The organism is Campylobacter sp. CFSAN093233 (assembly GCF_011068165.1).
Taxonomy (GTDB): Bacteria; Campylobacterota; Campylobacteria; order Campylobacterales; family Campylobacteraceae; genus Campylobacter_D; species Campylobacter_D jejuni.
The window spans coordinates 1-26,197 of the sequence record NZ_JAAMWY010000009.1 but is presented as its reverse complement, the minus strand read 5'-3'; the positions used below and the strand labels follow the sequence as shown (position 1 = coordinate 26,197).

29 protein-coding genes are annotated in these 26,197 nt (G+C 30.0%); 19 read left to right on the top strand and 10 right to left on the bottom strand.

Going from position 1 to position 26,197, the window contains the following annotated elements:
* Positions 1–18: 18 nt before the first annotated feature.
* From FBF15_RS08495 to FBF15_RS08465, 7 genes are all read left to right on the top strand, one after another.
* Positions 19–891: an ACP S-malonyltransferase gene (locus tag FBF15_RS08495; protein WP_230100289.1), complete on the top strand. Its 873-nt coding sequence runs from the start codon at positions 19–21 to the stop codon at positions 889–891.
* Positions 888–1,577 (top strand): aminodeoxyfutalosine nucleosidase, encoded by a 690-nt coding sequence (pfs, locus tag FBF15_RS08490; protein WP_165434634.1) that lies wholly within the window; start codon positions 888–890, stop codon positions 1,575–1,577. Before FBF15_RS08495 ends, pfs begins: the two co-directional genes overlap by 4 nt.
* Positions 1,574–2,329, top strand: a complete 756-nt coding sequence (locus tag FBF15_RS08485) for an ATP-binding protein (protein WP_038817153.1) — start codon at positions 1,574–1,576, stop codon at positions 2,327–2,329. Before pfs ends, FBF15_RS08485 begins: the two co-directional genes overlap by 4 nt.
* Before the next feature lie 4 nt (positions 2,330–2,333).
* The gene (locus FBF15_RS08480; protein WP_038817152.1) at positions 2,334–2,855 is read left to right on the top strand and encodes a cysteine hydrolase family protein; all 522 of its coding nucleotides are present in this window, start codon (positions 2,334–2,336) and stop codon (positions 2,853–2,855) included.
* On the top strand, positions 2,855–3,469 hold the full coding sequence (recO, locus tag FBF15_RS08475; protein WP_002851895.1) for a recombination protein RecO: 615 nt from the start codon (positions 2,855–2,857) through the stop codon (positions 3,467–3,469). Before FBF15_RS08480 ends, recO begins: the two co-directional genes overlap by 1 nt.
* Positions 3,466–3,873, top strand: coding sequence for an rRNA maturation RNase YbeY (ybeY, locus tag FBF15_RS08470; RefSeq protein WP_002851664.1), 408 nt, complete (start codon positions 3,466–3,468; stop codon positions 3,871–3,873). Before recO ends, ybeY begins: the two co-directional genes overlap by 4 nt.
* A 123-nt stretch (positions 3,874–3,996) precedes the next feature.
* Positions 3,997–4,686 (top strand): hypothetical protein, encoded by a 690-nt coding sequence (locus tag FBF15_RS08465; protein ID WP_002851870.1) that lies wholly within the window; start codon positions 3,997–3,999, stop codon positions 4,684–4,686.
* A gap of 24 nt (positions 4,687–4,710) precedes the next feature.
* Here the strand turns inward: FBF15_RS08465 and FBF15_RS08460 are convergent, their stop codons facing one another.
* From FBF15_RS08460 to bamA, 7 genes are read right to left on the bottom strand one after another with little or no spacing between them, the layout of a single operon-like run.
* Positions 4,711–5,637: a tRNA-dihydrouridine synthase gene (locus tag FBF15_RS08460; protein ID WP_002823485.1), complete on the bottom strand. Its 927-nt coding sequence runs from the start codon at positions 5,635–5,637 to the stop codon at positions 4,711–4,713.
* On the bottom strand, positions 5,634–6,620 hold the full coding sequence (locus FBF15_RS08455; protein WP_002851806.1) for a hypothetical protein: 987 nt from the start codon (positions 6,618–6,620) through the stop codon (positions 5,634–5,636). The genes FBF15_RS08460 and FBF15_RS08455 overlap by 4 nt, the downstream gene beginning before the upstream one ends.
* Positions 6,610–6,972 carry a molecular chaperone DnaK suppressor DksA gene (dksA, locus tag FBF15_RS08450; RefSeq protein WP_002851949.1) on the bottom strand — a complete coding sequence of 121 codons (363 nt, stop codon included), beginning with the start codon at positions 6,970–6,972 and terminating at the stop codon, positions 6,610–6,612. The genes FBF15_RS08455 and dksA overlap by 11 nt, the downstream gene beginning before the upstream one ends.
* 11 nt (positions 6,973–6,983) lie before the next feature.
* Entirely contained in the window at positions 6,984–7,433 is a 450-nt protein-coding gene (locus FBF15_RS08445) for a 23S rRNA (pseudouridine(1915)-N(3))-methyltransferase RlmH (RefSeq protein ID WP_038817151.1), read from the bottom strand.
* A gap of 1 nt (position 7,434) precedes the next feature.
* Positions 7,435–8,277 carry an acetyl-CoA carboxylase, carboxyltransferase subunit beta gene (gene accD / locus FBF15_RS08440; protein WP_002857277.1) on the bottom strand — a complete coding sequence of 281 codons (843 nt, stop codon included), beginning with the start codon at positions 8,275–8,277 and terminating at the stop codon, positions 7,435–7,437.
* Between the two features lie 8 nt (positions 8,278–8,285).
* On the bottom strand, positions 8,286–9,008 hold the full coding sequence (locus FBF15_RS08435; RefSeq protein ID WP_002859348.1) for an inositol monophosphatase family protein: 723 nt from the start codon (positions 9,006–9,008) through the stop codon (positions 8,286–8,288).
* Positions 9,008–11,227 (bottom strand): outer membrane protein assembly factor BamA, encoded by a 2,220-nt coding sequence (gene bamA / locus FBF15_RS08430; RefSeq protein WP_002885413.1) that lies wholly within the window; start codon positions 11,225–11,227, stop codon positions 9,008–9,010. The genes FBF15_RS08435 and bamA overlap by 1 nt, the downstream gene beginning before the upstream one ends.
* A gap of 76 nt (positions 11,228–11,303) precedes the next feature.
* On the opposite strand from bamA, the gene FBF15_RS08425 reads away from it, so the two are divergent.
* The 11 genes from FBF15_RS08425 (at position 11,304) to FBF15_RS08375 (ending at position 22,438) form a co-directional block, all read left to right on the top strand.
* Positions 11,304–12,131 carry a prephenate dehydrogenase gene (locus FBF15_RS08425; RefSeq protein ID WP_002851653.1) on the top strand — a complete coding sequence of 276 codons (828 nt, stop codon included), beginning with the start codon at positions 11,304–11,306 and terminating at the stop codon, positions 12,129–12,131.
* Between the two features lie 79 nt (positions 12,132–12,210).
* Positions 12,211–13,584, top strand: coding sequence for a M23 family metallopeptidase (locus tag FBF15_RS08420; RefSeq protein WP_002858680.1), 1,374 nt, complete (start codon positions 12,211–12,213; stop codon positions 13,582–13,584).
* Positions 13,584–14,468 carry a UDP-3-O-acyl-N-acetylglucosamine deacetylase gene (gene lpxC, locus FBF15_RS08415; RefSeq protein ID WP_002851689.1) on the top strand — a complete coding sequence of 295 codons (885 nt, stop codon included), beginning with the start codon at positions 13,584–13,586 and terminating at the stop codon, positions 14,466–14,468. The genes FBF15_RS08420 and lpxC overlap by 1 nt, the downstream gene beginning before the upstream one ends.
* A 38-nt stretch (positions 14,469–14,506) precedes the next feature.
* On the top strand, positions 14,507–14,908 hold the full coding sequence (locus FBF15_RS08410; RefSeq protein ID WP_002859352.1) for a tRNA (adenosine(37)-N6)-threonylcarbamoyltransferase complex dimerization subunit type 1 TsaB: 402 nt from the start codon (positions 14,507–14,509) through the stop codon (positions 14,906–14,908).
* Between the two features lie 8 nt (positions 14,909–14,916).
* Complete coding sequence (thrB, locus tag FBF15_RS08405) at positions 14,917–15,795, top strand: homoserine kinase (RefSeq protein ID WP_002888538.1); 879 nt, start codon at positions 14,917–14,919, stop codon at positions 15,793–15,795.
* Positions 15,796–15,819: 24 nt separating this feature from the next.
* Entirely contained in the window at positions 15,820–16,077 is a 258-nt protein-coding gene (locus FBF15_RS08400) for a YlxR family protein (RefSeq protein WP_002859353.1), read from the top strand.
* Positions 16,064–18,679 (top strand): translation initiation factor IF-2, encoded by a 2,616-nt coding sequence (gene infB / locus FBF15_RS08395; RefSeq protein WP_165434633.1) that lies wholly within the window; start codon positions 16,064–16,066, stop codon positions 18,677–18,679. Before FBF15_RS08400 ends, infB begins: the two co-directional genes overlap by 14 nt.
* A complete protein-coding gene (gene rbfA, locus FBF15_RS08390; protein WP_002778650.1) occupies positions 18,676–19,038 on the top strand; it encodes a 30S ribosome-binding factor RbfA in 363 nt (120 codons plus the stop codon). The genes infB and rbfA overlap by 4 nt, the downstream gene beginning before the upstream one ends.
* On the top strand, positions 19,028–19,450 hold the full coding sequence (gene rimP, locus FBF15_RS08385; RefSeq protein WP_002872131.1) for a ribosome maturation factor RimP: 423 nt from the start codon (positions 19,028–19,030) through the stop codon (positions 19,448–19,450). The genes rbfA and rimP overlap by 11 nt, the downstream gene beginning before the upstream one ends.
* Before the next feature lie 55 nt (positions 19,451–19,505).
* The gene (locus FBF15_RS08380) at positions 19,506–21,101 is read left to right on the top strand and encodes an AAA family ATPase (RefSeq protein WP_002859356.1); all 1,596 of its coding nucleotides are present in this window, start codon (positions 19,506–19,508) and stop codon (positions 21,099–21,101) included.
* Positions 21,101–22,438 (top strand): McrC family protein, encoded by a 1,338-nt coding sequence (locus tag FBF15_RS08375; protein ID WP_002877223.1) that lies wholly within the window; start codon positions 21,101–21,103, stop codon positions 22,436–22,438. The genes FBF15_RS08380 and FBF15_RS08375 overlap by 1 nt, the downstream gene beginning before the upstream one ends.
* On the opposite strand, the gene FBF15_RS08370 is transcribed toward FBF15_RS08375, so the two are convergent.
* From FBF15_RS08370 to FBF15_RS08360, 3 genes are read right to left on the bottom strand one after another with little or no spacing between them, the layout of a single operon-like run.
* On the bottom strand, positions 22,427–23,230 hold the full coding sequence (locus FBF15_RS08370) for a metal ABC transporter permease (RefSeq protein WP_002903408.1): 804 nt from the start codon (positions 23,228–23,230) through the stop codon (positions 22,427–22,429). The two genes, FBF15_RS08375 and FBF15_RS08370, sit on opposite strands and share 12 nt — an antisense overlap.
* The gene (locus tag FBF15_RS08365; RefSeq protein WP_002872247.1) at positions 23,223–24,077 is read right to left on the bottom strand and encodes a metal ABC transporter ATP-binding protein; all 855 of its coding nucleotides are present in this window, start codon (positions 24,075–24,077) and stop codon (positions 23,223–23,225) included. Before FBF15_RS08365 ends, FBF15_RS08370 begins: the two co-directional genes overlap by 8 nt.
* A gap of 12 nt (positions 24,078–24,089) precedes the next feature.
* A complete protein-coding gene (locus FBF15_RS08360) occupies positions 24,090–24,980 on the bottom strand; it encodes a zinc ABC transporter substrate-binding protein (RefSeq protein ID WP_002924263.1) in 891 nt (296 codons plus the stop codon).
* Between the two features lie 268 nt (positions 24,981–25,248).
* On the opposite strand from FBF15_RS08360, the gene FBF15_RS08355 reads away from it, so the two are divergent.
* A partial coding sequence (locus tag FBF15_RS08355; protein WP_002867927.1) for a cache domain-containing protein occupies positions 25,249–26,197 on the top strand: 949 nt, incomplete at its 3' end.

The window sequence follows — 26,197 nt, the reverse complement described above, 5'->3', positions numbered from 1 at the left end:
GGCTCTCAAAGTCTTGGCATGGGAAAAGATTTTTATGAAAACTCTATAAAAGCCAAAGAACTCCTTCAAAACGCAAGTGATTTTTGTAAGATTGATTTTAAACATTTGCTTTTTGAAGAAAACGAAAAACTCAATCAAAGTGAATTTACTCAACCCGCCATCGTTTTAAATTCCTTAATGGCTTATAGTGTTTTACTTGAAAAAAAACCTGATTTAAGTTCGAAATTTGCTTTAGGGCATTCTTTGGGAGAATTTTCAGCCTTAGCTGTCAATGGTGCTTTTGATTTTTTAGAGGCTCTTTCTTTGGTTAATAAAAGAGGGCTTTTCATGCAAGAAGATTGTGCAAAAGTTGAAGCAGGTATGATGGTGGTTTTGGGGCTTGACGATGAAAAGGTTGAAGAGCTTTGTCAAAAAGCACAAAAAGAAAACAAGCAAATTTTCGCTGCAAATTATAACTGCGATGGACAAATCGTTGTAGCAGGTTTAAAACCTGATTTAGCAAGTTATGAAAGTGTATTTAAAGAAGCAGGAGCTAAAAGAGCTATGCTTTTAAATATGAGCGTGGCAAGTCATTGTCCTCTTTTGGAAAATGCTTCAGCTAAGCTTTGTGTGGAGCTTGAAAAGGTGTTAAAACCAAATTTTAAAGCCGTAATTTCTAATGCAAATGCCAAAATTTATACAAGAAAAGAAGAAGCCCTTGAGCTTTTAAAAGCACAACTTATCTCTCCTGTGCTTTATAAACAAAGCATTAAGGCATGTGAAAATGAAGTAGATTATTTCATAGAATTTGGTGCAAGCGTGCTTAAAGGTTTGAACAAAAAAATCACTTCAAAAGAAACTTATGCTTTAACAAATATGAATGATATTGATGAATTTTTAAAGGTTATATGATGAAAATAGCAATTTTAGGAGCCATGAGTGAAGAAATCACTCCTTTACTTGAAACACTTAAAGATTATACAAAAGTGGAACACGCTAATAATATTTATTATTTTGCAAATTACAAAAACCATGAACTTGTTTTAGCGTATTCTAAAATTGGCAAAGTAAATTCTACTCTTAGTGCAAGTGTGATGATAGAAAAATTTGGCGCACAAGTGTTGCTTTTTACGGGCGTTGCAGGTGCTTTTAATCCTGAACTTGAAATCGGCGATTTGCTTTATGCGACAAAATTAGCTCAATACGATCTTGATATTACCGCTTTTGGTCATCCTTTGGGTTTTGTTCCGGGTAATGAAATTTTTATCAAAACTGATGAGAAATTAAATAATCTTGCTTTAGAAGTTGCTAAAGAATTAAATATCAAACTTCGTGCAGGTATTATTGCAACAGGCGATGAGTTTATTTGTGATGAAGCAAAAAAAGCAAAAGTTAGAGAAATTTTCAATGCCGATGCTTGTGAAATGGAAGGTGCAAGTGTGGCTTTGGTTTGTGATGCTTTAAAAGTACCTTGCTTTATTTTAAGAGCTATGAGTGATAAAGCAGGGGAAAAGGCTGAATTTGATTTTGATGAGTTTGTGATCAATTCGGCTAAAATTTCAGCTAATTTTGTGCTTAAAATGTGCGAGAAATTATGATAAATCTTAGCAAGAAACTTATACGTCAAGTCGCACAAGCCAATGCTAAATTTGGACTTATTAAAGATGGAGATAGAGTTCTTTTAGGGCTTAGTGGTGGAAAAGATTCTTTAGCTTTGGTTCATCTTTTAAATCGTATGCAAGCACATGCTCCTTTTAAATTTGAACTTGAAGCAATAACTTTAAGTTATGGTATGGGTGAGGATTATTCTCATCTTCATGCACATTGTGAAGAACACGGTATTAAACATAGTGTGCTTGATTCAAATATTTATAAAGTTTCAGGCGATACTATAAGAGAAAATTCGAGTTTTTGTAGTTATTTTTCAAGAATGCGTCGTGGAGCTTTATATACTTACGCCCTTGAAAAAGGTTTTAACAAGCTTGCTATAGCACATCATTTAGATGATGCGGCTGAAAGCTTTTTTATGAATTTTATTTATAATGGAGCTTTAAGAACCTTAGCGCCTATTTATCAAAGTAAACGTGGTATAACTGTGATACGCCCTTTGATTTTTGTGCGCGAAAGACAGCTTAGGGATAATGCTACGCAAAATGAACTTAGTGTGATAGGAAATGAATTTTGCCCTGGTATGAAGTTGAGTGAAAAAAATGTAAAATTTCCACACGCCAGAGAAGAAGCCAAGCAGCTTTTAGCAAATTTAGAAAAAGAACACCCTAAGCTTTTTACAAGTTTAAAAACCGCTTTTGCCAATCTACACACAGAGAGTTTTTGGCTTCAAAAGGCATAAAATTATGAAAAAAGCTTTTGTTTTAGTAGATTATCAAAATGATTTTATTGATGGAAGCTTAGGTTTTAATAAAGCTTTAAAGATTAAAGAAAATATTCTTAAAGCCTTAAATCAAATCGATTTTAATAACACGCATTTGCTTTTAACCTATGATACGCATGATGAGCATTATCTACAAAGTAAAGAAGGTTTAAATTTACCTGTAAAACATTGCATTAAAGAGAGTTTGGGTTGGCAAATGCCAAAGGAATTTGAACCTTTTTTACAAAAAGCTCATAAAATTTTTTATAAAAATACTTTTGGTAGCTTAGAATTAGCTAATTTCATACAAAAAAGTGATTATGAAGAACTTCATTTTGCAGGGCTTGTTTCTCATATTTGTGTGTTTTGTAATATTATTTTAGCTTTTGGTGCTAAGCCTAATGCAAGGATAATTTTACACCAAAATTTAAGTGCAAGTTTTGATGAAAATTTAGAAAAATCCGCTTTTGATATACTTAGGGCTTATGGTATTGAAATTGTTTAATGCAAGGCTTTATACTTCATACTCAAAAAGTTAAAGATGAGGATTTGATTGTTTATATTTTAAGTCCTAAAATGCTTATTAAGGCTTATCGTTTTTATGGACTTAGACATTCTAGTATTTTAAGCGGCTATAAAATCGACTTTGCTTTAGAAGAAAATCCTAGTTTTTTACCAAGACTTAAAGATGTATTGCATTTGGGATTTTTATGGATTATGCAAAGGGATAAAATGCTTATTTGGCAAGAATTTATCCGTCTTTTATATAGGCACTTAAAAGATGTAGAAGAGCTTGATAGTTTTTATTTTGATTTACTTGATGAGTGTGTGAAAAGGTTTGAAAAACAAAATCCAAAGCGTGTTATTGTTGATGCTTATTTAAAAATTTTGGAATTTGAAGGAAGATTGCATAAAGATTTTTTTTGTTTTGCCTGTGATGAGAAAATTCAAAATTCCATTACATTGCTAAGGGCTTTTTTACCTTCGCATTCTCAATGTGCTTTAGGATTTGAGTTTGAAGAGAAAAAACTAAAACAATTTTATAGTAGTAAAAATTGTGCGATTTTTGATGATGAAGAAATAGAAAATTTATATCATTTGATTAAGGAAGGTTTATGATATTAAGTGATGAAAAATGTGATTTTTTAGAATCTATAGCAAGTTTTTTAAGTCCTAAAGATGTGGAGCTTGTCTTTGTGGATAGTAAAGAAATGCAAGAAATTAACTTAGAGCAAAGAAAACAAGATAAAACCACTGATGTACTTTCTTTTCCACTTGAAAATATCGATGAGAGTTTGCCTTTGGGTTCTGTTGTGATCAATGTGGATTTGGCAAAAGAAAAGGCTAAAGAGTTAGGGCATAGCTATGAAGAAGAAATAAGCTTGCTTTTTATCCACGCTATGCTTCATTTGTTAGGTTTTGATCATGAAAATGATAATGGAGAAATGAGAGAAAAAGAGAAAGAACTTATAGAGCATTTTAATTTACCTAAAAGTTTGATTGTAAGGACTTTGGAAGATTAAGTAAGATTTTTTTCAAGGGCTAGAAGACTTGCGCTTTATATTTTAAATATATGAGTAAAAATATTAAAAAAAATCATTTTTGCCGATTTACTTTAGAATAAAATTTATTCCAAGGTGATAAAGATGATAGTATTTCCTCTAAGCTCTTTTAATAGATATTTTGGAAACAATCCTTTGCAAACACTTACCAAAATAAGAGATGAAAGTATTGAAAATGGAAATCCCGAGCTTACAAAAAAACAAAGAGAAGAATTAGGTAATGATTTGATAGATTTGTATAAGATTTCTAAAAAATTCAGCGATAAAATAGAATTAGTCGAGGGTTCAATAGAAGATAAGCTTAGAAACAATGAATTACCAGAATCAGAAGTTAAAAATTTATTTCAATGGATGGATGAAAATGCTAAACACCCTCGTTGGATGCATATTGATGGCGTGAGTTATGATGAAGCTTATGTTAAAATTTTTCACACAAGCAAAAGTATAGATGAATTTAAAGAAAAATATCTTGAGCTTCAAAAAAAATATTTTGTTGATTTTAACAATATTGATTCATCGCAGAAAAAACTGCAAGAAACTTCAGAAGAAGACAAAAAAGCTTTCAAACCTATACAAGTAGAAAGTAAAAGCGAAACCTACAAAGATGATAATAAAATGAATGAGCTTTTAAGAAAACTACTAGAAACTAAATTTGGCACAAGCGATGAGCTAGAAATTCTTTTTGGTATGAATTTTAGCAATGATAATGCAGGGGAATTTAATAAAATTCTTTCTCAAAACACTTCAGCAAAAATTATAGATATTAAGGCTTAAGATTTTTTAAATTATAAAAATCAATCAAGTTAAACTAAAAAATTCTTCTATTTTTTTTCGCATTTCTTCGACATTGTCGATACGATTAACGGTATCTCTAAAGGCTGAAGCGTCTTTATGCCCTTTAGAATACTCGTGTAAATGCTTGCGAAATATACTTACGCCTTGATCTTTGTAGTGTTTTATCATTTCATCAAAATGAGTGAGTATGATTTCTTTTTTGAGTTTTTCATCTACACTTTTACCGCTTTTGATTTCATAAAATATCCAAGGATTTCCTACGCTTGCACGCCCTATCATGAGTCCATCACATTTTGTGATTTTATAAACTTCTTTAGCGTTTTGTGCGTTAATATCGCCATTTGCAATCACAGGAATTTTCACACTCGCTTTAGCACTAGCAATGGATCCATAATCGGCTTTTCCGCTATAAAGCTGTTTTCTTGTGCGTCCGTGGATACTTATAAAATCCACCCCCAAGCTTTCACAAATTTTAGCCATTTTTTCAGGATATTTTTCATTAAATCCTAGTCGAAATTTCACACTTGTAAGGCTTTTTTTATTGTTTTCTTTAATCACTCCTACAAGATTTTTAAAAAGCTCTAAATTTTCTAGCAAAGCACTGCCAGCACATTGTTTAACAACTTTATTTACAGGGCAACCGCAATTAAAATCGATCCCATCTACAAAATCCATTTCATTTAGCATTTGCACTGCTTTTTTTAGCACTTCTTTATCTCCACCTGCAATTTGGACTATATAGGGATTTTCTAATTCAGCTCTTTCTAGCATATGTAAAGTTTTAGAACTTTCATAAACTAAGGCATTAGAACTTATCATTTCACTTATGGTAATATCAGCACCAAATTTTTTTACTACATTACGAAAAGGCAGATCTGAAAAACCTGCCATAGGGGCTAAAAACAGGGGTTTTTTGCTAAAATCTATCATTGTATGAGTTGATTTAGATCGATTTTGATATTTTTTTCACGCAAGGCTAAAAAGGCTTTAAAATCATTAAATTTTTTATCATCATTGTGAATTTGTTCTCTTAACTCATCTAAAAGTCCAAATTCAGCCAAAAGATATAAATATGCTCTTAAAGCTTCGCTTTTTTCATTTTTAATTTTGTTAAAAATTCCTAAAATAGCATCAGGATTTAAAAGTTTAGTACTTAGTTTTGCTGCATTAAGATAGTCTTTTTCGCTTAATATGTTGTGTGAAAGTAAAACTTCATATTCTGCTACACTAAGTTCTAAATTTCCTTCTTTAAAACGCTTGATAAGTGTGAGAACTTCAGAAGGCTTTTTAGGGATTTTTACATTTTTAATTTGCTCATAACTAGCTTTTTCTATAAGAGTGTTAAAAGCAATTTCTTCAAATTCATCTTTGATTTCATTAAGGTTTTTAAGTTTGTTATAGGCATAATTTGCATCATTTTTGAGATGATTTTTTTCATTTTGCAAATATAAAACATTGTTATTTTCGAGTTTAAATTTGCTAAGGTTAAAAAATTCGTTTTTATTTAAACCATCAATAAGATCTAAAATTTCATTGATTTTATTTGAGTGTGGAATTTTTTCATGTGTTTTTATGGTTTTAAAAAGTTGTGCTACAGATCTAAATTCTTTTGTTTGAAAAGTGGTTTTAAGATCTTTTTCAAGGAGTAAATCTTGAGTATAAGCTTCAAATTTAGCTGCATCTTTAAAAAAATGCTTAAATTTTAAATAACGCAAAAATCCATAAAATGCTATGTGTAAAACGGCTAAAATCATATAAATAAATAAAGGAATAACAAGCCATATCATAATAGGTAGTTCAAAGGTATAAGTGCTGATATTTAGAGTATAGCTTCCTAGTTCTAGATGCCAAGCAAAGGCAAAAATAAGTGCTATATAAATAAAACTTGCAAGTAAGAAGAGTTTAATTTTCATGTTTTTTTCCTTGTTCTGCAATTTGACGGCAAGTGATACAATATCTTGCGTGAGGTTTGACTTTTAGTCTTTGAGAGTCGATTTCATCATCGCAAGATTCGCAAATTCCATAAGTGCCGTTTTTGATTTTATCTAAAGAATCTTCGATTTCTATAAGTTCTTCTTTGAGATTGGTGCTGATAGCAAAGTCAATTTGAGAGCCTGTTTCTATGACAGAAAAATCTACACTATCGCTTGGGACGCTATTGTGAAGAGCTTCGATTTCATTTGAATTGCTTTGCAAATTTTCTAAGATAGCTTTTTTTCTTTCTTCTAAAATATTTTTGAAATTTTGTATTTCATTTTTTTTCATTTTAAAACTTTCTATTTGTGATAAGGGTGATTGTTGTTGATGCAAAATGCACGATAAATTTGTTCTAAAAGTAAGGTTTTAACAAATTGATGTGCTAAAGTAAGTTTGCTTAATGATAGTCTAAAATCCAAACTTTGATTAAATTCTTCTCTTAAACCATAAGCACCTCCTATAAAAAAACTTAATTCATTTTTATCTTGGATGAGTTTTGCAAATTCTATACTTGTAAGATCTTTCCCTTTTTCATCAAGAGCGATACAATAGCCTTTTTTATAAGGCATAAAAGCTTCTTCATAGCTTTTTTTTGCTTCTATGGCATTTAAATTTTGAGCTAAGGCTATTTTTTTATTAAAAACATTTATTTCTTTTAAAGTGGCGTATTTGGAGATGAGTTTAGAGTATTTCTCACTACAAGTTTTAAATTCATCATTTTTTTGAATACAAAAGATATTAACTTGCAAATTATTTTCCACTAAAAAATTTTAGTACATCGCTAAGATATTGTTTTTGCTCTCCTCTTTCAACTATGGCATCTATAAGTCCATGTTCTAACAAGAACTCTGCTTTTTGAAAACCTTCAGGCAAATCTGCTCCTATAGTTTGTTTGATAACTCTTGCACCAGCAAAACCTACCAAAGCTTCAGGTTCAGCGATGATTAAATCTCCAAGCCAAGCAAAAGAAGCACTTACCCCACCCATAGTAGGATCAGTTAAAATGCTAATATAAGGAAGTTTTTCTTTGCTAAGAAGTTTAAGTGCGGCACTAGTTTTGCTCATTTGCATCAAAGAATAAGTGCTTTCTTGCATTCTAGCTCCACCACTTGCACTTACGATGACAAGAGGGGTTTTACTTGTGATGGCTCTTTGTATAGCTCTAACGATTTTTTCTCCTTCAACAGAACCTAAAGATCCGCCCATAAAAGAAAAATCAAATACAACAAGTTGGGTTTTTAAACCATTGATTTCACATTCTCCACTGATGACAGAACTTTTTCTACCTGTTTTACTTTCACCTTCGCTAAGGCGTTTTTTATAGGATTTGCTATCAACAAATTTTAAAGGATCTATAGCTTCTAAATTTGCATCATACTCAATAAAACTGCCTTCATCGCTTAAAAGTTTAATACGTTCATCAGCTGAAATTCTCATGTGATAATTGCATTTAGGACAAACATTAAAACAAGATTCTATTTCTTTATAATACATCAAAGCATGACAACTTTGGCATTTTACCCAGTGATTTGGAGCTTCTTTAATACTAGGTTGTTGTCTTCTTATTTTTGAAAAAATATCTGCAAAATTCATATATTCACCTAATTATTTTTTAAAAATTCTAAGATTATATCAAAAATTTTTTTGTCTTGGCTTAGGAGAAGGAAATTTTCATTTTTTTCTATATATAAATTTTGATGAATTGCTAAAGCAGCTGCTGTATCAAAAATTCGTGTTTTTCCAAGAATTAATACAAAACTAAAATACGAAGCATAAGCAAGACTTAAGGCTGTTGCACCCAAAGAGCGAAATTTTAATTGATTTTTTGTTAAAAAATCGAGAAGTTCTGGATAAAATGAAATTTTTTCAACTATACCTATTTTAGGAAATAGATTAGGTGTTAAGGGTGAGTATTTTGGATCGGAAAGATTAGATTTAAAAGCTTGATTGTTCTTAAAAGCAAAAATTTCTTGACTGACAAGATTGCAAACAAAAGCACTTTTTGCCTGATCTTTTTCCATAAGAGCTATAGAAGTCCCATAAAATGGTATTTTAGAAACAAAATTTGAACTTCCATCCAAAGGATCAAGAATCATTTGTTTTGGGCTAGCTTTTCCGATCAATCCGCTTTCTTCAGAAAAAATTTGTCCAAAACAACTAAGATATTTTATGAAAATTTGTTCACATTTTAAGTCAAGCTCATAGCCTTGATTTTTATCATAGCCTAATTTAGAGCAAAGTTTAAGATCATTTTGTGGGATATTGTTTAGATACTTGCGTATTTGCAAATTTGCATTCAAGCAAGCATCTAAAAATTCTTTCATTAAAAGCGTGTTCCAAGATTAAATTCAAAACTATTAGTATCATCACCTTTTTTATCATTAAGAGGTTTGGCAAATACAAGTTGTAAAGGTCCAATAGGTGTAATCCATTCAATGCCTATACCTGTACTCATTCTTTTTATTTCATCTAAATTTTTACGCCCTATCATACCATAATCAAAAAACACGCTACCACGAAGTTTGATTCTATCAATCAAAGGAAAACTAAGTTCTACGGAATTGGCAAAAGCTATGGTTCCGCCTATTTCATCTCCCCATTGATTTTTAGGACTTACTGTTCTGCTTTCAAAACCGCGTATCGATCTAATACCACCTAAATAAATTCTTTGGTTAATTGGTAAATAACCTTCATCCCATACTTTATAAAAACTCGCTTTATAGCGATAAATAAGATCATATCCTATATAGTCTTGCAAACCTTGATAAAAGTTAAATTTAGAGCTTGATGAAATAAATTCTTGATCTCCGCCAAGTCCAGCGTATTCTAAACTAGTTGAAGCAATAATACCTGATCGTGGCAGATAATAATCATCTGTATTGTTAAAGGTGATTGCTGGAGTTATAGAGCTTTTAATACTTTTGCCAAGTTCATATCCTGTTCTTAAAAGAGTTGGACTTAAGTGATATATATCGCTTTGTTCAAGATTATAAGTTAAGCTTACATTATAGTATCTTGCAAATTGGCGTCCAACTGTTATATCAAAGCCGTAATTTTTTTCTGAATAATTATCCCATTCATAGTCATTTGAATAAAGTGTTCCACCCAGACTATATTGACTATCAAGAACGCGTGGATTTACGAGACTAATCCTTCCCGATAAAGTATCATCGCTTTTATCTACGCTTACAGAGCTTTTTATTCCTGAACCAAAGATATTTGTATCCGATAAAGAAGCGTTAAGCAAAATACCATCGCTTGATCCATAGCCAATGCCTCCAGAAATAGCTCCTGTAGAAGCTTCTTTAACATCAACAATCAAATCAATATGTGTATCATCAACTTTTTCTTCTTTGATATTTACATCGTCAAAATAAGAAGTTCTTTTTAAAGCATTTTTTGACTCGCTTAAGTCTGTTCTATTGTATAAATTACCTTCTGTTATATATAATTCTCGGCGTATGACGCGATCTACGGTGCGTGAATTTCCTGAAATAATAACATTTCTTATATAAACTTTATCGTGAGGGATTACTTTAAATACAACGGTGGCTTCTTGAGTTTGATCATTTTTTTGAATATCAGGATAGACTTCTACAAACGCATAACCCAAATCAGCACTTTGTGTTTCTATGGTTTTAACATCTTTTCTAATGTCTTCGATATTGATAGTTTTGCCAGCGCTTGATCTTAAATCTTTTACGGTTTGTGCATTTTGCTTATCATCAAATAAAGGATTTTCTATGCTTATACTTTTAATTTTATAAGGCTTTCCTTCTTTGATAAAATAAGTCAAATTTGCTTGATAAGTATCTGTGTAGGTTTTAAGATAAGGGGAGGATACTTGAACATCTAAATATCCTTTTTTCATATATTCATCAGCAATTCTTGAACTATCGTTACTAAGTTCAAAAACTTTTAATTTTCCATCATTGCGTCCCCACATCCATCCCATAAATTCTTTTTCTTTGTTAACAACAGCAGGTTCTATATCAGAATATGAAAATTTCTTTGCTCCACTTAAATGAACATTATCAATAATGATATTTTCACCACGATTTACTATAAATTCAAGCTCTAGTCCATCAGTATTTTCTAAAGTCTTTTTTTTGTATTCTACAATAGTATCAAAATAACTTTTTGCTTCATAATAAGCTTTAATGCGTTCAATAGCTTCTTTTATACTTCCTTCATCAAGTAGTGTACCTCTTTTAATCCCTAAAATACTTTCAACTTGTTTTCTATCATTTGAAGCTATACCTGTGATAGTAACCTTTGCTATAGTTGGTTTTTCAGTAACTATAATTTCCAAAATTCCATTGTTGTTTTCTACTGCAATATTTTCGAAATAATTTTGTTTATAAAGATTAAGAATAGCAGTGTTGATTTTTGCAGGATTTATTTCCTCGCCTATTTTAAGCCCCGTGATATTTATAGCGCTTGTGTTCGATAAATGATTTAATCCAATAAATTTAATATCTTTAATGGTTGCTGCATTGGCCATAGCAACTAAAGCACAAATACTAATAAGATGTTTTTTCATTGATTTTTTACCTAAAGCTTTATTAAAAGCTGTATAATAGCAAAAAAAATTTAACAAAAAAACTAAGGTAGAAAGTATGAAAATAGCAATTATAGGGCTTGGGCTTATGGGTGGATCTTTAGGGCTTTGTTTGAAAGAAAATAAGCTTATTTCTTGTGTTTATGGTATGGATTTAAGCAAAGAAAATGAAAAAGATGCCCTGCAATTAGGTCTTATTCATGAGCTTATAGAATTTAAAGATTTAGCTTTATGTGATATGATTTTTGTCGCAACTCCTGTTGATGCTATTATAGAAATTTTGCAAAAGTTAGTTGATTTGCCTTCTAATGTAACAATTATAGAGCTTGGAAGTACAAAAAGAAAAATTATAGAAAGTTTGCCTAAGAATTTAATCAAACAAACTCTTTTTGCTCATCCTATGACAGGAACTGAAAATTCAGGTCCAAAAGCAGCTTTTAAAGAGCTTTATAAAGATGCAGTTTGTGTTCTTTGTGATAGTGAAATAGCTGATGATTTACATCAAAAAAGAGCGGTAGAAATTTTTTCTCATTTAGGGATGAAAATTGTTTTTATGGATAGTAAAGCCCATGATCATCATGCTGCTATTATTTCTCATTTGCCTCATGTTATAAGTTTTTCTTTGGCAAATTTTGTAATGAAGGAAGAAGATAAAAGAAATATTGTTCATTTAGCCGGAGGATCTTTTAAAGGTATGAGCAGAATTGCCAAATCATCGCCACAAATGTGGGAAAGTATTTTTTTACAAAATAAAGATAACTTATTAAGTTCTATTGATTTTTTTCAACAAGAATTAGAGAGATGTAAACAAATGATACAATTAGACAAAAACGATGAATTAAGAGAATGGATGAAACAGGCTAATACCCTAAGAGAAATTTTATAAATTTGCTAGATATTTACTGAAAATATAATAGAATTTATATTAAAAGCAACAAAAACATTGAAAATTTTTAAGGAAGGTTATGGCAAAAAGAAAAGGCAAAACTTATTTATCTGTTTTAATTTTAGTTTTAATAGCAATTTTGATTTTTTTTATTTCAAGATTAAGTATTTTTGAAAAAAATCCTCCTCAAATTTTAATGCCAGATGTTGTATATACTGATCTTAAAAAACCTATTTTAGTGCATATTAAAGATGATGAAAGTTCTATCAAAAACGTACAAATTATATTGCATAAAGACGACAATACTAGTGCAATGGTTATAGCAGATGAAAAGATTTCTAATTTAAAAGATATTACCTTACAAGTTGCTTTGCCAAAATTTGGTTACAAAGAAAATGTAAAATCTTTTGTTTTGGAGGTGATAGCTAAAGATTCTAGTTTTTGGAATTTTTTTAGTGGCAATGAAGCAAGAAAACAAATTGCGGTATTAGTAGATAATACGGCTCCAAAAATCAATATCATAAGCAATTCTTACCAAATCGAGCAAGGTGGTGCTGGGGCAGTTGTTTTTAAGGCTGATGATGCTAATTTAGATAAGGTGTATATAGAAACAAATAAAGGTAAAATCTTTAAAGCCACACCTTATGTAAAAGAAGGATATTATGCGGCTTTGATTGCTTGGGATGCAAGAGATGAGGAATTTCGTGCATTTGTTATCGCTACGGATAAAGCGGGCAATATTTCAAAAGAACGTATAAGGTATTATTTTGTTAATCGTAAATATCGTGTTTCAAATATCAATCTGACGGATAAATTTTTAGATGGAAAGATTGAGAATTTAGCAAATCAGTACGCTCCAAAAGATAATAATCTCAATCGTTATGAAAAATTTAAGTTTGTCAATGAAACTTTAAGAAATAGCAATGAAAAACTTATCCATGAAATCACTTCAAAAGTACCTGAGGAAAAAATTGATAATTTTGATTTGAATTTATTTTTACCTCTTAAAAATGGTATGAAAGTAGCGGATTTTGCTGATCATAGGTATTATTCTTATAATGGGCAATTTGTGAGTGATTCTTATCATATGGGGCTTGATCTAGCAAGCGTAGCACAAGCTCCTATCATAAGTAATAACGCAGGCAAGGTTGTTTTTGCTGCTGAAAATGGAATTTATGGTTTAAATTTAATTGTTTATCATGGTTTTGGAGTATATAGTCTTTATGGGCACTGTTCTTCTAAAAATGTTGATTTAGATGAAATGATTAATAAACAAAGCATTATAGGCAAAACAGGAACAAGTGGTTTAGCCTTAGGCGATCATTTGCATTTTGGAGTTTTGGTTCAAGGGGTTGAAACGCGTCCTGAACAATGGCAAGATAAAAAATGGATAGAAAATAATATTTACAATGTTTTAAATGATGGTAAAAAGATAATTTTAGGAAAAAATTAATGAAACAATTAACTTTAGCAAAAACTGTCAAAGGCGTAGGTATAGGACTTCATAAGGGTGAACCCATAGAAATTACTTTAGAGCCTTTAGAAGCAAATAGTGGTATAGTATTTTTTAGAAGTGATCTTAATGCAAGCTATAAGGCAAGTCCTGAAAATGTGATCAATACTCAAATGGCAACTGTTTTAGGAGATGAAAGAGGGTTTATTTCTACAATAGAGCATTTAATGAGTGCGATTAATGCTTATGGAATCGATAATGTACGCATAGTTTTAAATGCAAATGAAGCTCCTGTTATGGATGGATCAAGTATTAGCTTTTGTATGATGCTTGATGAAGCAGGGGTAAAAGAACTTGATGCACCTAAAAAAATTATGGTAATTAAAAAGCCTATAGAAGTAAGAGATGGTAATAAATTTGTGCGTTTAACTCCTACTAAAGAACCCCGTATTAACTATACGATTAAATTTGACAATGCTGTTATAGGTGAACAAAGTTACAATTTTGAATTCAGCAAAAAAAATTATATAGAAAACATAGCAAGGGCTAGGACTTTTGGTTTTTTAAAAGATGTTCAAGCTCTTAGGAGTATGAATTTAGCACTAGGTGGAAGTTTAGAAAATACTATAGTGGTAGATGAAAATCGTATTTTAAATCCTGAAGGTTTGCGTTTCAAAGATGAGTTTGTAAGACATAAAATTTTAGATGCAATTGGAGATTTAACCTTACTTGGATATCGTGTTTTTGGGGATTATACTTCATATGCTGGGAGTCATCATTTAAATCATTTACTTACTAAAGAAGTTTTAAAAGATAAAGATGCTTATGAAATTGTAAGCCTTGAAAAAACAACCCAAAAAGCTTATGAAAAGGTATTTGCATAAAAACTTCTCTTTTACTTAATACTTTATCTAAGCCTTTAATGATCGGAATTTATCAAGATGATAAACTTATAAAAACTTATAAAAGTGAAGAAAAAGCAAGCGAATTTTTACCAAAAATTTTAGATGAATTGCTTAAAGAATATGATTTTACAAGTTTAATCTATGCTAATGGTCCAGGTTCTTATATGGGGATTAAAATTTCTTATGTAAGTTTGAGTACTTTAAGTATAGTAAAAAATATTCCTTTATTTGCGGTGAGTGCTTTTGAATTAAATGGCTATAAACCCATAAGTGCAAATAAAAATTTTTGTTTTGTATATAAGGAAGGTGAAATTTGTTTAGAGCAAAATATCCCAGTAGAGTTTTTTTTACCAAAAAATTTACAAGAGCTTAAACTAAATAATGATAATCTTCCCTTTTATTTTTTAGATGCAATTTAGGATGAAATTTGAAAATTTTAGTTCCAGCTACGAGTGCGAATTTAGGGCCAGGTTTTGATTGTTTAGGACTTAGTTTAAAGCTTTTTAATGAAACTCAAATCCAAAAATCAGGTGTTTTTAGCATTAGTATTGGAGGCGAGGGAAGTGATAATATTTTTCTTAAAAAAAACAATATATTTGTAAATATTTTTTATGAAATTTATGAAAAACTAAGCGGAAAAAAAGATAATTTTCGTTTTATTTTTCAAAATAACATTCCTCTTTCAAGAGGATTAGGAAGCTCTTCAGCTGTGATTGTTGGAGCTATTGCCAGTGCTTATTATATGAGTGGATTTAAGGTAGAAAAAGAATGTATTTTAGATGAAGCTTTAATTTATGAAAACCATCCAGATAATATCGCTCCAGCTACTCTTGGTGGTTTTGTGTGTTCTTTGGTTGAAAAAAATAAAGTTTATAGTATCAAAAAAGAGATTGATAAAGATTTAGCTGCTGTGGTTGTGATCCCAAATTTGGCAATGAGCACGGAACAATCACGCCAAGCTTTGGCCAAAAATTTAAGTTTTAATGATGCGGTTTTCAACCTTTCTCATGCTTCATTTTTAACCGCTTGTTTTTTGGAGAAAAAATATGAATTTTTAAAATTTGCAAGTCAAGATAAGCTCCATGAAATCAATCGTATGAAAAACTTACCCGAGCTTTTTGAAGTGCAAAAATTTGCCTTAGAAAATAAAGCTTTAATGAGCACACTTTCAGGTTCGGGATCGAGCTTTTTTTCTTTAGCTTTTAAAGATGACGCTTTAGCTTTGGCAAAGAAAATACAAACAAAATTTAAAGATTTTCGTGTGCAATATTTAGAATTTGATGATAATGGCTTTGAAATTTGCTAAAAAATATAAAAAAAAGATATAATTTTGAAAAAACATATACCAATTAGAATGTGCATAGTGTGTAAAAACCGCTTTGAGCAAAATATGTTATTTAGATTTAAAGTTGTTTTAGGAGATATTGTGCCTAAAGCAGAACATGGAAGAAGCGGATATTTATGTCAAAATTGTATTGAGAGAGAAGATAAAGTCTTACAAAAAGCATTTTCTAAAATATGTAAAAATTTAAATACTAAAATTACTCAGCAAGGACTTAAGGAGATATTTTTAAATGGCAAAGATTAGAATTCATGAAATCGCAAAAGAATTAGGTTATGATAGTAAGGAAATTATTGAAAAGGCAAATGAATTAGGACTTGGAATTAAAACAGCATCAAATGCTGTAGAACCTGAGATTGCGGCAGCTATTTATGAGTATATACAAACAAGAGAAATTCCAGAAGCTTTTAAGAAAAATATCAAAACTCCTACAGCAAAAAAGCCTAAAAAAGAAAATATAAAAGAACAAGAAAAGCTAAATGAATCTGAAAAAAAAGAACCTAAAAAAGAAGAAAAGCTTAAACAAGAAGTTAAAAAAGAAGAATTAAAAATTGAAAAAGAAAATGCAAAAGAGGAAGAAAAACAAGAAATTATTGATGCTCATAAGCCACAAAGCCTTGCTAGTGCAACTTTAGCCAAAAGACGCGGACTTGTTATTGTTAAAAAGAAAAAAGACGAAGAAGAAATTCAAGTTAAAAAAGAAGAAGTAAAAAATTCAAATGATATATCTATCAATAATGAAGAGCGCTTAAGTTTAAAAACTATGTTTTCAAATGCTGATGAGAGTTTAAAGAAAAAGAAAAAAGAAAAAAAATCTTTTGTTGCGAGTAAAAAAGAAAGTACCGAAAAAATGAATTTTTTAGATGAACATGATTTTGGTGATATTTCTTTAGATGATGAAGATGAGGTAGTATTACCTGATTTTAGTGTAAAAGAACAAGAAAAACCACAAAATATCAATAAAAAACAACCTAATTTTATAAGACAAGCTGTTGGAAATTCTGCGGGTTTTGGGTTTGAAGGTGGAATTCAAAGAAGAAGTCGTAAAAAACCATCTAAAAAGATTGAAAAAAAGGAAGTAGAAGAAGTAGGTAGCGTTGCTATTTCTAAAGAAATTCGTGTGTATGAATTCGCTGATAAGATAGGAAAAAGCACTAGTGAAGTGATTTCAAAACTTTTCATGCTTGGAATGATGACAACAAAAAATGATTTCTTAGATGAAGATGCGATTGAAATTTTGGCTGCTGAATTTGGTATAGAGATCAATATCATTAACGAGGCTGATGAGTTTGATTATGTAAAAGACTATGAAGAAGAGACTGATGAAAAAGATTTAGTGACTAGAGCACCTGTGATTACCATCATGGGGCATGTTGATCATGGTAAAACTTCTTTGTTAGATTATATTAGAAAATCACGCGTTGCAAGTGGTGAAGCAGGGGGTATTACTCAGCACGTGGGTGCTTATATGGTAGAAAAAAACGGGCGTAAAATTACTTTTATCGATACTCCAGGTCACGAAGCTTTTACTGCTATGCGTGCAAGGGGTGCAAGTATCACTGATATTGTAATCATCGTTGTAGCCGCAGATGATGGGGTAAAACCACAAACCAAAGAAGCGATAAATCATGCTAAAGCAGCAGGTGTGCCTATTATTATTGCTATTAATAAAATGGATAAAGAAGCAGCAAATCCCGATATGGTAAAAACTCAACTCGCAGAAATGGAAATCATGCCAGTAGAATGGGGCGGATCTTATGAATTTGTAGGAGTTTCGGCTAAAACAGGAATGGGGATTGAAGATTTGCTTGAAATCGTGCTTTTACAAGCTGATATTTTAGAACTTAAAGCCAATCCAAAAAGTTTTGCTAAAGCAAGCATTATAGAAAGTTCTGTGCAAAAAGGGCGTGGTGCGGTGGCTACTATCATCGTGCAAAATGGAACACTTACTGTAGGAAGTACCGTGGTTGCAGGCGAGGCTTATGGAAAAGTGCGTGCGATGAGCGATGATCAAGGTAAAGCCTTAAAAGAAATTAAACCAGGCGAATGTGGGGTTATCGTAGGGCTTAGTGAAGTAGCAGATGCAGGTGAAATTTTAATCGCAGTAAAAACCGATAAAGAAGCAAGAGAATATGCTAATAAACGCCACGAATACAACCGCCAAAAAGAACTTAGCAAATCCACTAAAGTTAGCATTGATGAGCTTGGAGCTAAGATCAAAGAAGGCAATCTAAAAGCCTTGCCTGTTATTTTAAAAGCTGATGTGCAAGGATCTTTAGAAGCCTTAAAAGCAAGTTTAGAAAAACTTAGAAATGATGAGATTAAAGTGAATATCATTCATAGCGGGGTAGGAGGGATCACACAAAGTGATATAGAGCTTGCAAGTGCGAGTGAAAACTCTATGGTACTAGGTTTTAACATACGCCCAACAGGGGAAGTTAAAGAGCGTGCTAAGGATAAAGGCGTAGAAATTAAAACCTATAATGTGATTTATAATCTTTTAGATGATGTAAAAGCCTTGCTTGGTGGTATGATGAGTCCGATTATTTCTGAAGAGCAATTAGGACAAGCAGAGATTAGACAAGTGATCAATGTGCCAAAAATCGGACAAATCGCAGGTTGTATAGTAACTGAAGGGGTGATTAACCGTGGAGCTAAAATTCGCCTTATCCGTGATGGAGTTGTGGTTTATGAAGGAAATGTAAGCTCGCTTAAACGTTTTAAAGATGATGCTAAAGAAGTGGCAAAAGGCTATGAGTGTGGCGTAGGTATAGAAGGGTGTGATGATATGAGAGTGGGTGATTATATAGAAAGCTATAAAGAAGTAGAGGAACAAGCAAGTCTATGAACCCAAGTGAGATTAAAAAACTACGCACTGAAAGTATCTTAAAAGAGCTAATCCCTGAAGCTTTAGCAAATTTAGATGATGAAAATTTGAAAAATTTGTGTGTAGTGGATGTAGAGTGTAAAAAAGGCAGATATGATGCTTTTGTGTATCTTGATAAGATGTTTTTTAATGTTCATGAGCAAGAAAAAATTTTATCTTCTTTAAAAAAGGCAAGTAGAGCTTTGCAAAATTACTGCATGAGTGAGCAGGGTTGGTATAGGTGTCCGAATTTTCATTTTAAATTTGATGATAGGCTTGAGTATCAAAACCATATGGATGCACTTTTTGAAAAAATAAAAAAGGATAAAAATGAATCTTGAAGCCCTTTGCAAAGAAGCAGAGCTTAGCTTTTATGATGATGAGCTAGTAAGTGAAAATGGCAGAAAAATTTATAGAATTTATGTGCAAAAAGAAGGCGGGGTAAATCTTGATGATTGTGCAAGGCTTAGTGAAATTTTATCGCCTATTTTTGATGTAGAGCCACCTGTAAATGGGGAGTATTTTTTAGAAGTATCTTCACCAGGACTTGAAAGAAAACTTAGCAAGATAGAACACTTTGCTAAAAGTATAGGTGAACTTGTGAAGATCACAACCAATGAAAAAGAAAAATTCGAAGCAAAAATCATTGCTGTAGATGATGAAAATATCACTTTAGAAAATTTAGAAAATAAAGAAAAAACTACTATAAATTTTAATGATATAAAAAAAGCTAGAACCTTCATACAATGGTAAAAATTTAGATTTTTTTATATAATTAAAATAAAAACAAAAAATCAAAAGGCATGCAATGTTAGAAAATAAATGTGATTGGAAAATAAGTAAGGCAGATCAAAATGGTAATGTGTATTATTATTTTCCAAAAGATGAAGATGAATTTAAAGAAGCAGTTGTAAAAAATGGCGGTATGAGTGTGTATGTTTATCAAGAAGGTAAATTTATAGATGAATTTCACACAAAAAGTCAAGGTGATAAATGGACTTCTTCTATTCTTAATTATTTAAAAACTATGAGTAAAGATGGAGAAATATTTTATAGATATTATAAAAATTGCAAATTTTTTGCTATACCAAAAAATACATTTTCTAAAGATGATTTTAAAATTATAAAGGATAATATAAATAATAATATATCCTTAAACCAAATTCTTTATGGGTCTCCAGGGACAGGAAAAACTTATCATACTATAGATAAGGCTTTGGAAATCTTGGGTGAAAATTTAGAAAGTAGAGATGAGAAAAAAGCTAAATTTGATGAGTATGTAAAAAATGGACAAATAGTATTTACTACTTTTCATCAAAGCTATGGATATGAAGAATTTGTAGAAGGTATAAAGCCTCACATAGATAGCGAAGAAAATTCTAAAGAAATAAAATATGAAATAAAAGATGGAATTTTTAAAGAACTTTGCGAAAAAGCTTTAGAAAATAGGGATAGTATAAAAAATTTTAATTTTTATATAGATAAATTAAAAGAAAAAGTAAAAATAGATGATAATAATCCAGAAAAATATTTTGAATTACCAAATACTAAATATTCTATTCAATATAGAAATGGAAAAACATTTAGAATTAAATTTGATGATATGAGTAAAAATCATAAAGATTATCCAGTAAGTATAGATAATATAGAAAAATTATATAAAACTTCTAATATAGATGAAATATATAATTCAGCATATGTTAGAGCTATATTAAATTATTTAAAATTGCAGGGTTTAGAAGATTACAAAGAAAAAGATGAAAAAGTAAATTTACCTTATATAATCATCATCGATGAAATCAATCGTGGTAATGTAAGTAAGATTTTTGGTGAGCTTATAACCTTGATAGAAGCTAGCAAAAGGATAGGTGAAAAAGAAGAGTTAAAAGTGACTTTGCCTTATAGTGGCAAAGAATTTGGAGTACCTAAAAATGTTTATATCATAGGCACTATGAATACAGCCGATAGAAGCATAACTTCTCTTGATACAGCTTTAAGAAGAAGATTTGAATTTATTGAGATGATGCCTGATGTGAGCAAATTATCTATGGATTGTGAAGGTATTAATTTACAAGAATTATTAAAAGCTATAAACACTCGTATAGAATATTTACTAGATAGAGAAAAAACCATAGGTCATGCATTTTTTATAAGTGTTGAAAATTTAGAAGATTTAAAAAAGGTTTTTAAAAATAAAATCATCCCACTTTTGCAAGAGTATTTTTACAATGACTATGCTTTGATTGACGCAGTTTTAAATAAAAATGGTATGTTGGAAATTAGTGTTGAAAATAAAGATTATTTAAAAAATATGACAGAATTTATAGAAAGCGATAAGATTGTTTATAAATTTAGTGATAGTAATAATTGGAGTAAAGATACTTTTATAAAAATATATGAATAATGAAAACAAGTAATACTTTTTCCATCATCGAATACCAAGCTTTTTCTAAAGAAGATTTAAAAGAAATTTTCAAAGAAAAGGCCGAAGGGTTTTATAAAGAGCTAGAAGACTTTGCAAAAAATAATGAAAATCTTCTAGGCTTTAAAAACAAAAATTCCTTAAAAGCTAAAAATTATGTCGGCATTATACAGACTAAAAGCGGGGTTTTGGAGATTTTGCCAAAATGCACGAATTTAGATAGTTATAAAAAAGAAGATAGTTCTTCAAATCATGACAAAGAAAAACTAAGAAGATGTTATGAATTAGACAATATTTCTAAAAATAATGATTTTTATGAAAAAGATTTTAAATTTAATCCTAAAAATCTTTTGATAAATATGCTAAAAACCTTAAAAAACTCCCCCTTTAAAAAATCACAAATTTCATCTTTGCAAAGTTCTAAAATTCCTTTATTTGAAGTGTTTATCACTATGTTTTTAGATGAATTTGATAGCGTATATAAAAAAGGCTTGATGAGATCTTATCTAAGTTGCGAAGAAAATAGGGCTTTTTTAAAGGGAAAATTACTATTTAACGAGCATATCAAGCGAAATTTGATACACAAAGAAAGATTTTTTACAAGCAATGATGAGTTTGTTTTAGATATAGCACCCAATCGTTTGATAAAATCAACGCTAAATTTTTTAAAATCAAAAACAAGTTTGAATAAATTTAGACTTATAAAATCTATGCAAATTCTCGATGAGGTAGAATTTTCTAAAAATTATGAAAAAGATTTTAGTTATAAAATTTCAAGACATTTTGATTATTATGAAAACTTGCTTTTGTGGTGTAAAATTTTCTTAAAAAATGAAAGTTTTATGCCTTATCATGGTAAAAATGAAGCTTTTGCTTTGCTTTTTCCTATGGAGAAAATTTTTGAAGATTATGTAGCTTATATGCTAAAAAAAGTAAATCCAGCTCAAGATATTAAAGTTCAAAACAATGGAAAGTATTTAATCTCAAAAAATGATGAAAATTGTTTCATGTTAAAGCCTGATTTATATATAGAAAATAAAATGATCCTAGATACCAAATGGAAAATTCCAAATGATAGTGAAGATGAGAAAAAACAGGGTATAGAACAAAGCGATTTGTATCAAATGTTTGCTTATGCTTGCAAATTTAAAATTTATGATATTAAACTTGTGTATCCTTTATGTGAAAAAACTCAAGATTTACAAAGAAAAATCGCAGAAAAATTTTTTGTTTTTAAGGCAAGCGAACATTTGTATTTTAAAGAACAAGGGCAAAAAGATATAAAAGTGCAAGTGTTTTTCGCACCCTTACCTTTTTAAAAATTTGCCTATCAAATGCACTAAAAAACCAAAACAAGCTACAGCTATGATGCAAGCACCGCTTGAGAGATTAAGATAATAGCTAAGTATAAGTCCTAAAACACAAAAAATCATACTTAAAAAACTTGCCAAAATCATGATAAAGCCAAGTCTTTTAGTAAAATTTTCAGCAATAAAGCTTGGGATACTAAGTAAAGCCATAACTAAAATAAGCCCTACAAGGCGTATAGAAATAACTATACAAAAAGCCATAAGGGCGATTAAAAGATAATGAAAAAAACTTGTATTGATACCACGAACTTTTGCAAATTCCGCATCAAAGCTTAATGCTTCAAATTGTCTATAAAATAAAAAGATCAAAAGTACCACCACGCTATCAACCAAAGCCATAAGCCATAAATCTTGTGTTCCTACAGCCAAAATGCTCCCAAAAAGATAAGCCATTAAATCTGTGTTATAACTAGGGCTTAAATCGATTAAAATAATCCCAACAGCCATTCCAAAAGCCCATATTACAGCGATAATACTATCACTTCTGTGTTCATAGTGTTTAGCTAAAAAAGCTACTAAAAAAGCCAAAAATAAAGTAAATATTCCCGTGCTTAATAAAATAGGCAAAGAGAAATAAAAAGCTATACCTATACCACCAAAAGCCCCATGTGTTATACCTCCAGCCATAGAAAAAAGGCGATTTATCATCACCAAAGTGCCTATGATCCCACAAGCTATACTGACTAAAATCGCTCCTAGTAAAGCGTTTTGAAAAAAGGTGAAATTTAAAATTTCAAGCATTATTTTCCTTTGAAAATTTTAAACAAAAATTTTCTTTTTTAAATTCTGTTTTTTTCAAATTTCTTCTTGTAAATTCTTGTTCGCATAGTTTTTTACTATCGCAATTTTCTTCATCGCAAAAACAAGTATTTAAACTCATTTCTACATCACAAAAATGAGAGTGGTTTTCGTATAAATGTTTTAAAAATGAACTTTTTTCTTTTTCTTTAGTGTTGGTATGCAAGAAAAGTTCTTTGTTTAAATGTGCAATTTTATCGCTATAAGCTAATACAAGGTTGATATCGTGACAAATGAGTAAAATTCCCATGCCTTTTTGGTGCAAGGAGCTTAGAAGTTCAAAAATTTGTATAGCAGATTTGTTATCAACGCTTGCGGTAGGTTCATCTAAAATAAGCATTTTGCATTCACTAGCTAAGGCTCTTGCGATAAAAACACGTTGCCTTTGTCCTCCGCTTAGAGAATCAATGGTTTTGTTCCAAAATTTTTCCATTCCTACACTTTTTAAAGCTTGCATAGCTTTTTCTTTATCTTTTTTCCCATAAAAACCAAAAATTTTTTTACTTACAAGTCCCATAAGAACGATTTCAAGTACTCTTGGGCAAAAATTAGGATTGGCTAGAGTGTGTTGAGGAACATAGCCTATTTCTTTTCTTTGAAGAGCTTTGAAATGGATTTCGTTTTTGGATTTTAAAAGTCCTAAGATAAGTTTTACGAGTGTTGATTTTCCTGCACCATTTGGACCTATGATAGAGAGAAAGTCTTTATTGTCATAGCTAAGATTGATGTTTTTTAAGATGATTTCATTATCATAAGCGTAGTTTAGATTAGAAATTTCAAAAAAAAGCATCAAAAAACCTGATTATAAATTATGAGAAAAGGCATCAGCAGTTTTTAAAAGCTCATTTTCCCAATCATAAGATAAATGATCTATTTTGTAAATTTTTGCATCACATTCTTTAGCAAGTGTTTTTGCTGCATTTTCAGGGAAACCATTTTGAACAAAAATGATTTTTAAATTTTTATTTTTCATTAGAGTGATAAGTTTTTGCAAATCTTTGCTTTTTGGTTCCTTGCCTAAAATTTCTACAGGAATTTGCGTAAGATTATAGCGTTTTGCAAAATATGTCCAAGAAGGATGATAAACTACAAATTCTCTATTTTTTAATTTTTCTAATTTTGAGGCAATTTGTAAATTTAAACTATCTAATTCTGCTAAAAATTTATCTAAATTTTCTTTATATAAATTTTCATTTTGTGGATATTTTTGAATCAAGGTGTCATAAATATTTAAAGCCATAGTTTGGACTAAAATAGGATCTAGCCAAGTATGAGGATCAAAATGCTCATGTTCGTGGTGTTCATGCTCATGAGAGTGTTCGTGTGTATCATGAGTTTGAATCAAAGCTATGTTTTTTTGCATATTTACAACTTGAAGTTTTGAAAAATTTTGTTTAAATTTATCCGTAAAAACTTTTTCAAATTCTAAGCCTATAGTGAAATAAATATCACTTTTTTCAAGTTTTTTCATAGTACTTGGTTTAAATTCAAAATTATGCTCATTGCTATTTGGGGGCAAAATAACATTGACATCTAGAGTATTTGCAGCTATTTTTTTAACAAAAAATGCTTGAGGTGCTATACTGACACTAACTAAATTGCTACTAGTATTTTGTTCTTGCTCTAAATTTTTAGCTTGTGTGAAAGTATAAAATATCCCTAAAGATAAAATAAATAATAGAATTTTTTTCAAAATATTTCCTTCGATATAAATTTTTTAAATTATAACGATATTAAGCTTAATACATAGAATTTTCGAAGCGATATTTATTTAAATAAAAATAATAAATATAAATTAATTTAATATTTATTAAATGAAATTTTTTATCACTTTTATATTTAAGTAAAAATTTAGATTTTTTAATTTATAATTCTTAAGAAAATTTAGCATTATTTTATATTTTATAAAATTAATGTTAAAAGTTCTTTTACAAAAATTAATTAAATTTAAAAGGAAAAATATGAATAATATCAAAATAAAACTTTCTGTTATTGCAAATTCAATTGCAATTTTTGCTTTAAGTATTTTGAGCATCATTAGCTTTTACTTTACAAAAGATTCTTTGTATCAAAGTACGCTTTATACTGAAACAGAACTTCTTAAAGCAACACAAATTTCTATAGAGGATTTTAGATCCAGAAATATATCTTTGCTTAATACTCTTGAAAAAGATATATTAAAATTACCCTATGAAGCACTAAATTCTCAAGATAACATAGTTAATAATGTAGGGGCCATATTAAAATACTACCGCAATAGTGGAAATTTGCTTGCTGTTTATATTGGTTTAGATAATGGTGAAAATATCATGAGTAGTGATCTAAGCGAGAAAAAAAATACTAATATAACTATAAATGGAAAAGCCAACAACTATAATGCAACTACTAGGGAATGGTATAAAGAAGCTAGAAATAGTAATCAAATCTATATAACCCCAGCTTATATTGATGCTATTAGTAATGAATACTGCATTACTTACTCTAAAGCTCTTTATAAGGATGGTAAATTTATTGGTGTTTTAGGAATTGATATTTTATTAACTAGTTTACAAGATCAAATCGCTAGAACTCCAGGCAATACCTTTGTTTTTGATAATAAAGATAAAATTTTTGCAGCCACCAACGAAGCTTTATTAGATCCTTCGGTAGACCATTCTCCTGTTCTAAATGCATATAAAGCTCATGGTGATAACAACTTCTTCTCTTATAAGTTAAATAATGAAGAAAGACTTGGAGCTTGTACTAAAGTCTTTGCTTATACAGCTTGTATTACCGAAAGTGCTGATATTATAAATAAACCTATATTTAAAGCAGCATATATACAAGTTATAGCCTTAATTGTTATGATATCTATTAGCATCATCCTCCTTTATTTCATCGTATCAAAATACCTCTCCCCACTTGCAGCTA